Below are 14026 nucleotides of genomic sequence, written 5' to 3'. Positions count from 1 at the left end.
AGAAATAATGAAGCTTATTCAGGCTATACAGTAACTTTGAAAGCTTAGCTGTTATTCAACAGATTGATCATGTCATGTGCAACCACAGCTGACAGTTTGTTGAGGCGTTCAAGTGGCGAGCCTTTGAGATAATACTGGAACTGATGGATTTGCGTGGCGTCATTAATGGCCACAAAAAATGTTCCTTCCGGTTTCTCTGGTGTCGCGCTACCACCTGGTTTAAGTAACCCTGTACAGGCGATAATCCAGTCAGCATCACGGAACATTTTTTTACCTGCTTCCGCCAGAGCAACTGTTACCGGCATAGATTCCGCAGTATGACTATTGATCAGATTCTTGGAAATGCCCAATACTGAAGTCTTGACACTTACATCGTAACAGATCAAACCACCAATCAGAATTTCGGCACCTTCTCCTTTACAAATGGAGAACTGGCTACTGAGATATCCAGAACTTGCGCTTTCGATAAAGGCAATTTTTATGTTTTTCTCTTCGAGTAAGCCGCAACAGGTTTTTATCATAGTCTCTATATTTTCTTTGTGGGAGCGATTTTAGATCAATTTAGACAGATTTTTTCTGTCGATCAACTCCAAGTATATTTATATTTTTATGAAAGTTAAAATTTTTTTCATAGATTAGTGTAATTTCATGTTGATCTGATCGCAAAATCTGAATGGTTAAAGCTTGGGCTATTTTCAAAAATAGAGGTTTCTTCTCAGGCGGAACAGTGGTAAAAATAAAAATAAAGTGCTTAGTGAAAGTAGGGTGTTGGAATGAAAACCACAGTAAAATATGTAGTCTTAAAAAGTCTTGACTATCAATTGGGTACACCATTATTTCAGGAAGAAATTGACGCTGATGGTCAATATTTTGATCAGATACCAAGCACAATTTCTTATCAGAATTTACAGTTCAAAGTAAAAAGCAAAGAGCTTAAACGTTTGCATCTGGCCGAAGAGCAGGAAGATACTCAAACGATTATCGTCAAAGTGGTCAATATCTAATAAAAACTGAATTTAATAAGCCTCTTTAAAAGAGGCTTATTAATTATCAATAGATTAATAAATATAATTACAAACAATGATTTGATCTAAGTTTATACCAAAATAATAAGTAAAAATATTTGAATTAAAGTCAAGGTAAATTCGAAACAGCTTAAGTTTTATTGGTGAGGTCATGTTAAGTATCGTATTTCCTTACACTTAAGAATATTCAAAAAGAATTGTATTTTTAATGTTTTATTTAATTTTTTAAAAATATAGAAGATTTAGATTTATTTTTATATATTTATAAATATCAATAGTATAGTTATTAAGTGGTTCTGTTTAATAACGCTTTTTAAATTTTATTAAAAATTTTCCTATATATGAAATAGGACTTAAGTTATTCCTTTTATTGGATAATAAATTTTTGACCTATAAAGTCTTTCATTATGTTTCTGTTGCATTATATCAGGTAATTTATGTTGCGCATTAATCTCCACTTCAAGTACTTATCTTACTATTTTTTACATTGAATTAATCTGTAACAGGTTAAAGGTTGGCGAAATCTGAAAAATGCGTAGAGTAGATATTAAGTCGAAACCTATCGGCTTTTAATTTAAAGCAAATAGTAAGGAATACCACCATGGCTAATAATCAACAGCAAGACCAACAGAAACAGCAGCAACAACAGCAACAGCAAAATCAACAGCGCAATCAAGATCAGCAGCGTCAACAAAACAACCAGCAAAACCCAAATCAGCAACAAAATAACCAGCAACAACAACAGCCGCAGGGTGGTCAACACAACCAGCAACAGCGCGACCAGCAGCAACAAAACCAGCAAGGCCAACAGCAACAACAGCCACAGCAAAACAGTAACCAGCAACAACAACGTTCACGTAATCAACAAGATCAGTGAAAGCCACAGCGTTAATCTTTTTTAAGATATATGCTCTTCATAAAAAAACCGCCTGATTCAGGCGGTTTTTTTTATATTTCATTGCACGATTAGACTAAGTATTTATTAACACTGAATATTGGCTTTTAGCTTGTAGAAATTCAAGGCATTGTCTAGGTCTGTGAGCAACTCTTTTTCTGTATATTCCTTGGGTGCAAGTTTTAGCAGAGCAGGCATATAGTTATCTTTATATTCTTTAGGATATTGTTCACACAGGATGCGTGTTCTTTCTTCCAGACTAATTGTTGAAGAGTCGAGTTTGTCCAGATAAGCACTGAGTTGATTATCTGACTGTTCAAACTGCGCTTTAATATTTGCAGCAGCCTCGGCTGAATTCTCTGCTTGCTGTTTTTGGCAGCCGCTTATTGCCAGACTCATCAATAAAGTAATTAGGATGCGATTTTTCATGCTGCCAAAATATTGTTATTGCTCATATGAAAAATTATAGAGAGAAATGACTAAAAAGAAAGCAATGATCTATAAACTTTATGAGACATTGAACATTCATAACATCCGATATTGACTGAAATAAGGAATTTTCTTCTAAAAATCTAAATTAACCCATTCTCACTTATAGGTTTAGCAATTCTTCTTGGGTTTTGGTTATTTAGTAATCTTATTTTCTCATTAAAAATATTTTTGGATAAATTACAGTCATTTAATTAACAAAAGTAATGGTTTTTTCATATTTTGAAACATTGCATCTATATATCCTACACAGATTGGCTGCATGGCTAGTGATATCTTGGCGTCATTCTAAGAACTTAATGAGAATAATTAAAAATCAGCACATTATAAGGCCTGTTTAATTTAGGAGAGTTAAACAGGCTTTTTCTTTTCCGTTTTAAATCTTGTTTTTTCTTTGCTGATTGTATTTTTTGCTCACTCTCTTTCACATAAGTTTTCATACACAACATAAAGCCTGAAAATTCCCTCAGGAGAGATACATGAATAGATGTTATTTATATATCTCTTTTCACGAAAAGACAGGACAAAGCTATGATGAGATGTATATGCGCATTTGGCATGGGCGTGATGGTCGGCTGTTGTTTTAAATCTTGCAAAGAGAAAATGTGTCAGATGATGAGCAGCAAGCATTGTAAAAGTGATCATTGTAAAAAGGATCAGACGACTCAAGCTGAAGAGCCTGTACGAACTTAGCCCCAAAAGCTTCAATTTTATTTAAAGGCTAAACAGAGCTGAGTACTGAAGTTGTTCTAGATCGCTGATCCAATCATTTTGTATTGAGTCATTCTATATTTAAAGCAATAAAGCTTGATGTTGGATCGAGCTTTTTACACTCAGGAGAAAAACATGATGCAATTTATATTTTGTTTATTTGGTCTTCATGGTGCGACTGAAATTAACTACACGTGTGACCATGATGAGGTCAAACAGTGTCGTGATTGCTTGAAAAATATTGAATAATGTGCCAAATCATCAGACATATTAATGAAGATCGATCCCCGTTCAATCATCAGTTGGCGGGGTTTTTCTTTACTGATAAAATTTTTGGATCTAAACATAATTTCTCACAACGAATAGTTTATAAGAAAAATATTTCAATAGGATTACGTTTTGATAAATTCTTAGTACTTAGAACTGAAATAGCAAAATACAATAGAATATATGTAGGTGAGCATCTGCGCTCGAATTCTTGAAGCAATTCAAAAGAGGCCAAAGGCTGAAACTGCATTAGATGGTTAGTATCGAATGATTAAGGCCAAGCATCCTAAAGGTTTTGCTGAGATGAAAAGACTTTTTCCGGCAGTGGGTAAGGTTAGAAAATTTCATGTATTTGATATCGGCGCGCACGCGAATTCATATTCTCTGCTGTACCGTCTACGATCAGGCTGAATAGCTTATTTGCTCAGATGGACTTCAGGAATTATGTAATGTAAAAGAGCACTTGAAGGAAAGTTTGTTTCTTTAGAAAACTGAATGTACAACATAAATAACATTGATGTTTAGCAGCAGATATCATATTTATTTATTTATTAATAGATATATGAAGGAGATACATATGACAAATAAGCCAGAGCAAGAATCAAATCCGCATAAAGAATCAAATGATGACAAGGGTAATCAGGCATCTTATAAGCATGTCAAACCAGAGAAAAAACCCAATGCAGAACCGGAAAATCCATTGAGAGAGCAAAAATAGCTTTTTCACCTGGACGAAGCCCTAACTTGGTTTAGGGCTTTTTAATTTCCCGATAAACGTTGATCTCTAGGCTTTGCAATAAACTCATCTTTCATTTCAAAGAAAAATTCATGGGCTTGTTCATGATCGCAGTGCAACCAGTCATGTCGTGATTCTTCCGGAATCACAATAATCGAGCGTTTTTCGTCATTCGGGTCATGAAACTGTTTCATAAAGGGATGTTGATCTGAATTTATGGTTAGCATCGAAAATGATCTGATTTTTTCACCATCAATGAGCGCATCATCATAAATTGCCGCTACGGTAAAAGGATTGCCATCTTCACGTGAAATACCAAACCAGTGCGGTTTACCGTCTATATATTTAGGTTCATAGAAGGTATCGACCGGTACTAAAGCAAACTGGTTGTTTTTCCAGGCATGTCGAAAACTCGGTTTGGATGCGACTGTTTCAGTCCGTGCATTATAGGTATGCCGGCCATATTTTAGTTCTTTCGCCCAGACTGGAATCAGTCCGAAACGTGCGATATCCAGCTCAAACTCGTCAGCACCGCGCATCATGATTGGGGCTGGCGCTAAAGGATAAACATGCCTTTTCATTTCCAGTTCGAGTTGATCTTCATGAATATCTAATAAGGAAAGACGTTTTTTTGAGGGGAATTCATAGTTCGAGCACATAAATAACCTCTTTCATTCTAATTATTGTTTGCTAAAGAATTAAGGTATAAAAATGATGGGCTCAAAACAATTCAAAATCGTAAGTGTAGTTTTAACAGAAAGTAAGAATACGGATTAATATCAGTTTATCCTCTTGATAGAATAGCGCTCCTTTAAAGGACTATTCTATAAATATGAAGATTAAAATATTCGAGTTTTTAATGATTAAATGCAAAAGCTCACCGGGTTATTTTGTAGGGCAGATGCTCAAAGCTTTTCCTTGTTCAACTGAATGAATAAAGTTTCCAATCAGAAATTCACACTGTCTTAAGGAATCACGATGATCTCCATTTTTGACTAGATGGAAGGCGATAGATTTCTGCTTCGTACATACCTGCTGATAGTAAGCATAAGTACCACGATCATCGACCAGTTGATCTTTCTCACCTTGTACCAGCAGAACCGGCACAGTCGGTGTCATATTCTCAATAGACTGTTCTTTTAAATAATTTGTCAAAGGTGCCAGATTTATATTTGATTTAAAGACAGTCTTAGGTGCTTGTTTTAGGTCAGATTGTAATTCTGACAAACAGCGACTGCGTGTATGATTAAGAATTTCTTCCATTTCTGGGCTAACTAAATTTGCTGGAGCAAGCATCGGGTCTGCAGCTTCTGCTCCTAAAAGCACAATTGGAAAAAATGCGGCGACATCAGTCGTGATTTGCGAATTGCTGGCAACATATTCAGCGATTCCTTCATATTGGTAACCGCCCGGTGCTAGTGCAATTGCCCCGCGAAGATCAAATTCAGGTGCATCTTTTTGACCGGCCGCAGCAATTTTAAGAGATGCTGCACCTCCTTGACTATGACCCATAACATACCAATTTTTACTAAAGCTATAAGGCTTTAAATGGTGGATCGCTCGTACAGCATCCACGACAGTATGCAACTGACTTCGCGCATTCATATAAGGATGACCGCCCGGAGTGCCTAAGCCTTGATAATCAGGTGCAATGACTGCATAGCCGCGAGCGAGCCAGGCATTCAGTGCTTTAGCAGCGATTTGCTGATAGACATGGACTGGCCCACCCACATAATCGCCAGAGGGTGCACATGTATCAGCAACGCCAGTTGTACCGTGCGCCCAAGCCAGAACAGGCCATCCATCTTTAGGGACTTTGCCTTTAGGTAACAAGATATAGCCTGAAGTGACGATGGGCTCGGATTTTGTGCCACGACTGCGATAATTGATTAAGAAACGTTGTGAGGCATTCGTAAACAGATCAGTATTTTGTTCTTGTATAGATAATATTGTACCCGGTATTTTTTCCGAAATATGAGATGCTTGGATTTTGCTGCTATCGGGAAGTGGAGGAGATGCTATTGCATATGTTGAACCTAAACATAAACAACTCATGATCAATTTAATAATAGGAGATTTAATTTTCATCGCTGAAACCATTTTCCTTTTTATAATGTCATTTTTAATGTAGCAGCTTTATTTATGTTTCTAAATTAACTCTGCACAAAGTTTGTAAACTAAAGCTTTTAAGTTAAGGCGAATGAGCAGTACAACAGGTTATTTTAGGTTAGCTGATAAATTCAAATAAGCACTTATATTTTAATGTGGTTCTGATCTGTTAATAGAATTCATATCATGTCTAACCTCACTAATACGATCATAAATCACTTTTCGCATTCGGTTTATTACTCCCAGAGGTTTGTGCTCCGGTAGTGTATGCCATGGTGTAAAAGAGAGGTTTTCACAGAACTTGTTTTGTTCAGGCGTATCAAAAACTTGCGGAGGAATATGGATAGTGGCTACCTTGTAAAAAGGCGCCTCACTTTCTTGCCATTCAGTCATGGAATCTTCGACCGACATGGTGTTTGAGGTTCTAGGCTGTACCAAAAACTCCATACATGCTTCACTTTTTTGCAAATATTTGCGCAGGTTTTCTCTTAGAAAATTATGATGGGGAGCATGTGGAAGAGGGTCTATCACTGTCGAACATGCTTGAACTGAATACTTTATAGCTTGACGATCAGTACCTATTCCTAATTGATAGGGCACCATAGACCAATATCTAGTTTGTAAAGGATTAGAAATTTTATTTCTCGTATTTAAGGCAATCCAGGTTCCTTTAGCTCCTAATGCAAAAGGAATATGCAGTTTATTGAAAAATCTATCGCTATTTATATCTTGCATAAATGACATATATCTGACTGGATCATTCACAAAAAAGACAGGATGATTGATCATAATGAAATCTTGAGTAGAGGTTTCATCATCTAAGAGCTTTTCTCCCGGTACAGCCAAAAGTTTTATCGCCATGCCACGGGCATCTTTTTTAATATCTGCTTGTTGGGCATCTTTAGAACCATTAGAGAAACGAATCCAGGCTTGATATGTTTTTCCAGGAAGAAAAATACCTTGAGCCAAGTTTTTGGGAAGAGCTTCATCTACTTTGAATTCTGCACGTACACAACCGTGTGCTTTGGGATGGGCGTCACGTAGCGCGATACCTGTGGAATACTCTTTCCGAATCGATATCTCAATTATATCTGCAATTTTTTCAGTTATGTTTGCTTCATCAGGATAAAGACTTTCACTTAAATGAGGATCTATATGGGAATGAATATTATCTTTTGGAGAGTTAGATGCTATAGGGGAAGTGTTAGCATATGCAGCACTACAAATACTTATTGCCATTAGAGGGAGGAAGACTAGACCCGAGCATATAGGTTTTATAAAGTTAGGCATTGATTTTCTCCTTGCTATAAAGCTAGAGTTAGTTTTAATTTTTTAGCCTATGATCTGAAAATTCTTTGGACATACTTTAGCCATAAAATAATGATAATGTCTGTGTAATTATTGATCTTCAGATTTAAAGTTTGAACCGTACCGGGTTTGTCGGAGAGTCAATATTCTGAGAGACTATCCCGATGACAAAATTAAAATATACCCCTGAAATCAGAGAAAGAGCGGTTCAATTATTGATTGAATCTGAAAAAGATTATCCTTCTACTTGGGCTGCAATCACAGCAATTGCGCCTAAGATTGGTTGTACTCCTGAAACACTTCGTGCCTGGCATCAAAAGCATTTAGATCAGCAAAATCCTATTAAAGTACAACAGATATCTGATCAAGAACGTATCAAACAACTCGAACGTGAAAATAAAGAACTGCAACGTGCGAATGAAATTCTACGTAAAGCAGCCGCTTTTTTCGCCCAGGCGGAGCTCGACCGCCCACACAAATAATGGTGGATTTCATCCATAACAATAAAGACTTATATGGTGTTGATGCGATTTGTAGGATTTTACCGATCGCAGCTTCAACCTATTACCGGACTCTAGATCTCTGCGAAAATCCAGAACATCGAGCAAAGCGAGATTTACATGACTTGCATCATGCTGAGGAGATTAAACGAATTTGGAAGGAAAGTTCAGGTCGGTATGGTGTACGTAAAGTCTGGCAAAAACTGAAACGTGAAGGCTATATTATTGCACGCTGTACTGTTGCTCGATTAATGAAAAAGCTAGGTATACAAGGTGTTTGGCGAGGTAAGAACAAACAAACCACCCGTAGCCGAGATGATCAAAAACGAGCGAATGATTTAGTGAAACGTAATTTTAGTGCTGATCATCCAGATCAGCTGTGGGTCAGTGACTTTACGTATATTCAAACCAAGTCAGGTTGGGTCTATACCGCATTTATTATTGATGTGTTTTCACGAGCAATTGTTGGATGGAAAGTATCAACACGTATGAATACAGATATGGTGCTTGATGCATTAGAACAAGCTTTGCATGATCGAGGTATGCCAAAGAATGTAATTCATCATTCCGATAGAGGTGTGCAATATCTTTCCATTCGCTATACCAATCGTCTAGAAGCAGCAAATTTACGAGCGTCATTCGGTACAACTGGTGATTCATACGATAATGCTTTGGCTGAAACAGTGAATGGCTTATACAAAACAGAGGTGATTGAATATTTAAAAGCAGATTGGCAAGGTTTAGCGGATGTACAACTTGCGACACTCAACTGGGTAGATTGGTTCAATAAAGAGCGTGTACACAGTGCATTGGGTTACAAGTCGCCTTTTGAGTTTGAAGCAATGTACTATGATAAGATTAACCCGTTAGGTCAGGTGGCCTAACTTAAATAAAAAAGTCTCCGACAAACCCGGTACGGTTCAGTTCATCCAGTTCCTTTCTAAAAATGTTTCCACTCTTTATCGTGTGCTCAATATAGAAGCCGATTTATATTCTTACTTTAATTTAACTCAGCACAGAGTTTTTTACTTTAGCAAAATTTATCCATAAACTTATGAAAATTTATTTTTAGACTAATGCAAGATGCTCGTAGCAAAATCAAGAGTCGTCGAATACAGTGCTATAGAAATTTATTGAGTTTAAAATTTTGAAAATATTAGGATATATAAATCAATGCCAGTTCTAGCAATCCAGCATAGACTCAGTGGATTTTACTTTTTTTACTATGCAATTGTTGGGGCATTCATGCCTTTTTGGAGTCTGTATCTTGAAGATCAAGGCTTCAATTATCAGGAAATTGGCATTTTATCTTCTATTGCGATTGTTACCCGATTCTTTGCGCCGTTGATCTGGGGCTGGATTGCAGACAAATCCGGCAAACGCATGCTGCTGGTGCGTATTGCCACCTGGATGGAAGCCTGTATCTGGTTCATGATTTTTATCATTCCGAATAGCTTTCAATCTGTAGCTTTACTGATGTTGATTTTCAGTTTCTTTCAAAATGCCATTCTGGCTCAGTTTGAAGGTGTGACTTTGTTTTGGCTCGGGGAAAAAAGAGCAGAACTGTATGGCAAAATACGAAAATGGGGATCTGTCGGCTTTATTATCGGTGTATTCGGCTTGGGTGCCGTCTTTGAAATTATGAGCATCAGCATGTTGCCGGTTTTGTTGCTGTGTATTTCATTTCTGGCCTTTCTCTGGTCATTTACTATTAAAGAACCCACGACAGCGCCTACCGCACAGAAACAGCTCGAACCTTTATGGCCGATATTCAAACGCCCAGTCGTCTATAGCTTTTTTCTGATTGAATTGATTCTGCTATTTTCACACGCGCCATTCTATAGTTTTTATAGCAACTATCTCAGTCAGGCGGGATTTAGCACCAGCCAGATTGGTTTGCTGTGGTCGGTTGGAGTCATTGCGGAAATTATCATGTTCGCCTATGCGACGTTCTTTCTGACACGCTGGTCATGGCGTCATCTGGTCACGCTATGCTTATTGATGACCGGATTAAGATGGTTCATCGTCGGGGTCTTTCCTGCTTCATTCATGGCACAGTTTTTTGCTCAAACGATTCACGCTTTAAGTTTTGGTTTATTTCATATGATTGCGATGCGGGTGATTTTCCAGAACTTCTCTGCAGGACAGCAAGGACGTGGACAAGCGCTCTACAGCACCATGTGGGGCATTGGTGTGGCGAGTGGCAGTATTCTGGCTGGCCATTATTGGGATCAAGTCGGCGGCACATCTATTTTTATCGCTGCTGCAGCATCGACCTTGCTTGGCTTATTACTGATTTTTGGATTACCAAATAAAGTCGAACTGCAAAAACAGGCCTGAAAATATCATCTCAGCATTAAATACGGATCTTGGAATATTGCCCAAACCACGGTTGTGCCTGTTCCAATTGAGCTGCCAGTTGTAACAGGAGATCTTCACGGGCAAACGGCGCAATAAACTGTGAACCGAGCGGCAGGTTGTGTTCATTCCAGTACAGCGGTACAGACATCGCCGGAAGTCCGGTAATATTGGCCAGCTGGGTAAAAGGCACCCATTTCAGATTTTCTTTCACAATCTGGTCGACCAGTTTACCTTGCGCCAGCAAATGTGCTTTATTTAGTTTCAATAAAGCTTTAATAATCGGTTTCTGCCAGTTTGGTGTTTTGACCTCACCATTTTTCGGCGCCACTGTCGCCGTGGCAGGCGTCAGGTACAGATCATAATCATCAAAGAAATGATTCATCTGGGTCACGTACTGACCCCAGTTGTTCAGGTTCTGAATATAATCAATCGCGCTGGTTTTGGCCCCAAAAGCTGCCAAGGCTAAAGAGTCCAGTTCAAAATCATTTGATTTAGATGGATAGCCTTTCTGGATTTCATCCAGCATAAATGAAAACTGGCTAAACCAGGTGGTAATAAAATCCTTGGCCAGTTGCATGCCATCAATAGCTGGACGGTCTTCGACCACCTCATGGCCCAAAGATTCTAAAAGTTTGACTGTTTGCTCGATGGCTTTGATCGCATCCTGAGAGACAGGTGTGCCAATCGTAGAATAAGTACTAAACGCAATTTTTAGCTTCTTCGGTGGTTGCTGAATCACATCCAGATAATGATGCTGAGGACGCTGAATCTTAAACAGAGAACTATGATCTTCACCATGGGTGGCATCCAGCATTGCAGCACTATCCCGTACCGTTTTGGTCAGTACATGCTGAATTGCGGCGCCATGCATGGCTTCACTCATTTGTGGTCCCCAAGGCGTTCGGCCACGACTCGGTTTCAGGCCAAACAGGCCGCAATAGGAAGCGGGGATACGTATCGAGCCGCCACCATCACCAGCACCCGCAATTGGTACAATTCCGGCAGCCACGGCAGAAGCTGAACCACCCGATGAGCCGCCGCTATTATGCTGTAAATTCCACGGATTTTTACAGCTGCCCCAGGCATCCGGTTCAGTAATGCCTTTAATGCCAAATTCAGGGGTATTGGTGCGTCCAAACGTCACAATGCCGGCTTTTTCCCAACGATTCACAATCTCGGCATTGGTTTCGGCAATATAACCGATCCGTTTTAAGCCCTGACAGCCATAAGAAGTCGGATAACCTGCATATTCCTGAAACAGGTCTTTGACCAGAAAAGGTACACCGGCAAAAGGTCCGGACAGATTTTGCTGGCTTCGTTTTAATGCATGTTCATGCATCGGAATAATAATCGCATTCAGCTCGGGATTGACAATGGAACTACGTTCCAGGGCAGCAGATAAAAGTTCACTTGAATGTACTTGTTTATTGGCGACCAGTTCAGCCAGTCCTAAGCCGTCATACTGCAGATATTCTTCAAATTTCATTGCCATTCCCTAGTGTTACTGCTGCTTCAAGGTTGTAGATCATTTGGGCTCAAGATGCAAGTACCACCTGATTGCGCCCACGATGTTTGGCCTGATACAAAGCTTGATCTGCAATATTGATCAGGTTTTGCAGGTCTTGGGCCTGGGGTTCATTTTGATGGGTGATACCTACACTCACTGTAATATACAGGGGCGAGCCATTTGATTGATGCATCGGGGTTTTTTCCACGAGATCACGAATCCGTTCTGCAATGAGCCGCGCTTCTGAGGGTTCGGTATTCCAGAGTAGCAGTACAAATTCTTCTCCACCAATCCGTGCAAAAAGATCTTCAGCACGTAAATTGTTACGTACAATCTGCGCAAAGTGTTGCAGGACTTTATCACCGACATGATGACCAAAATGATCGTTCAGGCGTTTGAAATAATCAATATCCAGCATGATGACTGAAAATTCCATCGTCTTGGCATATTGCAGTAAATATTCACCTTTCTGAAAGAAGAAATGACGATTCATTGTGCGGGTCAGACTGTCGTGATTGGCCAGATACAAGACCTGTTTAAACAGCTCATTGCGGTTTTGGCTAATAATACACAGTATGAGCGGAGATAAGGCCAGCATAAACAGCCCGATCCGGAGCGAAATATAAATCGTAGAGTCTGCCAGGATGGTGTGATTGGTGGCATAAAACTGGGTCAGGCTGTAATAGGTCAGGATAATCACAAAGGCATTGATGATGGTCATGGTAAACAGGCGATAGGTCAATGCAGCCCAAATCAGTGCAGCCAGAGGGTAGAGCATTGCGCCGGGGCCTGCAAAAATATTGGTAATGATGATACAGGCCACGACTGAAGATGCAGGTAAAAAATAGCTAAAGTAATTACGTTTTTGGCGACGGTTTTTAAATAAGTACTGCATGTCTTTTATTCTTGGGAATGCCAAGATTAAAGGGAGAAACACAATATAATTCACCATTTCACCGGTCCACCATAGACCAAAATCAATCCATAAATTTTCTTTGGTCATGAATGAATTGGGTAGATTGGGCAAGGTGAGAACTGCAAAAGCCGCACTGGCCAGACAGCCGGCAAAAGCGAAGATGCCAAATAAATGAACGAAGGTATAACCGGTATTATAGTATTTGTAATTAATCTTGAAATATCGAATAAAAAATATCGAGACAATAGTGCTGATCAGATTAGACAGGGTAAGAAACAGGCTTTGCAATAGGCTGTTTCCGGTGACCAGATCTGCAAACATAAAAGCACTGAATGCACCGAGCCAACCTCCCATATTATTTAAATGTGGAAAGCGTAAGAACAGGGCTAACAAGGCAGCATTGGCCGGCCACAATAAGGCCAGATACTCAATCGGTCTGGTTGCGATCCCAATAAAACAACAGACTAAAACAGCGAAAACACTGACAAAATAAGCATAGGTTTCATGATTTAATTGTTGTTCTGTTATTCGAGCTAATTGCAAATTTAAAATCCTATTCAAATTTCTAAGTGTGAATGATCACTTTGTTCAGTAACTAAGTTTGACCCAAAATATAATTTTATTGTTTGATTAGGGTGTGTTGACACTTTTAGCTTAAAAAAATAGCGAAGTAGTAAAATCAAATCGCCAAACCCAATTTTACTATTCGCTATGCCTCGTACCATGCTGACAGATCAACACTGGCAAAAGTTGAAAGTTATTCTGCGTAATTTATCCATTCACCACAACTCAAATTTACGCAATTTTATTGAAGCTATTCTCTATAGAATTAGAACAGGCTGTCCGTGGCGAGATATTCCTTGTTGTTTTGGTCATTCAAACTCTATTTTCAAACGTTTTAATCGTTGGTCAAGCAGCGGTAAGTTACTTAGATTATTCAAATTACTAGCCTCATGCCCCGATATGGAGTGGATTTTTATTGATGGCTCTCATGTACGTGCTCATCAACATTCTGCCGGCATAGCGAATCAATCTATTTCTAAAAGTGTAGGAGGAAACTCCTCAAAAATACATTTGATTGTTGATGCACATGGCAATCCTATTGATTTCATGATTACCGATGGAACCACACATGATGTTAAAGTTGCACCTGATTTAATATCAACATTAGATTTAAAAGAGACAAAAGTGGTATGTGCAGA

13 protein-coding genes and 1 other annotated feature are annotated in these 14026 nt (G+C 38.9%); of the genes, 6 read left to right on the top strand and 7 right to left on the bottom strand.

Translation table 11 applies throughout. The annotated features are described in order from the left end of the window. Window positions 1-44: 44 nt before the first annotated feature. Window positions 45-521 (bottom strand): CinA family protein, encoded by a 477-nt coding sequence (locus NI466_RS08400; RefSeq protein ID WP_253099254.1) that lies wholly within the window; start codon window positions 519-521, stop codon window positions 45-47. A 252-nt stretch (window positions 522-773) separates the two neighbouring features. Here NI466_RS08400 and NI466_RS08395 point away from each other — a divergent pair, with 252 nt between their 5' ends. Next, window positions 774-1004, top strand: coding sequence for a hypothetical protein (locus NI466_RS08395; RefSeq protein WP_004280185.1), 231 nt, complete (start codon window positions 774-776; stop codon window positions 1002-1004). Between the two features lie 622 nt (window positions 1005-1626). Next, window positions 1627-1902 (top strand): hypothetical protein, encoded by a 276-nt coding sequence (locus tag NI466_RS08390; protein WP_005107131.1) that lies wholly within the window; start codon window positions 1627-1629, stop codon window positions 1900-1902. A 105-nt stretch (window positions 1903-2007) separates the two neighbouring features. Here NI466_RS08390 and NI466_RS08385 read toward each other — a convergent pair whose 3' ends face one another. Then, window positions 2008-2349 (bottom strand): hypothetical protein, encoded by a 342-nt coding sequence (locus tag NI466_RS08385; RefSeq protein WP_071852135.1) that lies wholly within the window; start codon window positions 2347-2349, stop codon window positions 2008-2010. Window positions 2350-3964: 1615 nt separating this feature from the next. Between NI466_RS08385 and NI466_RS08380 the strand changes: the two genes are divergently transcribed. Continuing rightward, the gene (locus tag NI466_RS08380; protein ID WP_005107128.1) at window positions 3965-4105 is read left to right on the top strand and encodes a hypothetical protein; all 141 of its coding nucleotides are present in this window, start codon (window positions 3965-3967) and stop codon (window positions 4103-4105) included. Window positions 4106-4146: 41 nt separating this feature from the next. On the opposite strand, the gene NI466_RS08375 is transcribed toward NI466_RS08380, so the two are convergent. The 3 genes from NI466_RS08375 to NI466_RS08365 form a co-directional block, all read right to left on the bottom strand. After that, complete coding sequence (locus NI466_RS08375) at window positions 4147-4782, bottom strand: SOS response-associated peptidase (RefSeq protein WP_253173323.1); 636 nt, start codon at window positions 4780-4782, stop codon at window positions 4147-4149. Window positions 4783-5008: 226 nt separating this feature from the next. After that, window positions 5009-6223: an alpha/beta fold hydrolase gene (locus NI466_RS08370; RefSeq protein WP_435575021.1), complete on the bottom strand. Its 1215-nt coding sequence runs from the start codon at window positions 6221-6223 to the stop codon at window positions 5009-5011. Window positions 6224-6382: 159 nt separating this feature from the next. After that, on the bottom strand, window positions 6383-7522 hold the full coding sequence (locus NI466_RS08365; protein WP_253173321.1) for a catalase family protein: 1140 nt from the start codon (window positions 7520-7522) through the stop codon (window positions 6383-6385). Window positions 7523-7704: 182 nt separating this feature from the next. Here NI466_RS08365 and NI466_RS08360 point away from each other — a divergent pair. Together NI466_RS08360 and NI466_RS08355 are read left to right on the top strand one after the other, a co-directional pair. Then, a protein-coding gene (locus NI466_RS08360) for an IS3 family transposase (protein ID WP_253173320.1) occupies window positions 7705-8924 on the top strand; the annotation gives its coding sequence in 2 pieces (ribosomal slippage) (window positions 7705-7981 and window positions 7981-8924; 1221 coding nt in all). Continuing rightward, window positions 7980-8096: a sequence feature (AL1L pseudoknot), on the top strand. (Overlaps the previous gene by 117 nt.) A gap of 289 nt (window positions 8925-9213) precedes the next feature. Then, the gene (locus NI466_RS08355) at window positions 9214-10380 is read left to right on the top strand and encodes an MFS transporter (protein ID WP_253173319.1); all 1167 of its coding nucleotides are present in this window, start codon (window positions 9214-9216) and stop codon (window positions 10378-10380) included. 16 nt (window positions 10381-10396) lie between these two features. Here NI466_RS08355 and NI466_RS08350 read toward each other — a convergent pair whose 3' ends face one another. Both NI466_RS08350 and NI466_RS08345 read right to left on the bottom strand, forming a co-directional pair. Then, window positions 10397-11887, bottom strand: coding sequence for an amidase (locus tag NI466_RS08350; protein WP_253173318.1), 1491 nt, complete (start codon window positions 11885-11887; stop codon window positions 10397-10399). Window positions 11888-11936: 49 nt separating this feature from the next. Then, a complete protein-coding gene (locus tag NI466_RS08345; protein ID WP_253173317.1) occupies window positions 11937-13367 on the bottom strand; it encodes a sensor domain-containing diguanylate cyclase in 1431 nt (476 codons plus the stop codon). A gap of 168 nt (window positions 13368-13535) precedes the next feature. Here NI466_RS08345 and NI466_RS08340 point away from each other — a divergent pair. Beyond that, a partial coding sequence (locus NI466_RS08340; RefSeq protein ID WP_253173316.1) for an IS5-like element ISAba31 family transposase occupies window positions 13536-14026 on the top strand: 491 nt, incomplete at its 3' end.

The sequence above is a fragment of the Acinetobacter lwoffii genome (genome assembly GCF_024129595.1).
GTDB classification, from domain to species: domain Bacteria; phylum Pseudomonadota; class Gammaproteobacteria; order Pseudomonadales; family Moraxellaceae; genus Acinetobacter; species Acinetobacter lwoffii_O.
This window is presented reverse-complemented; position numbering and strand designations above follow the sequence as displayed.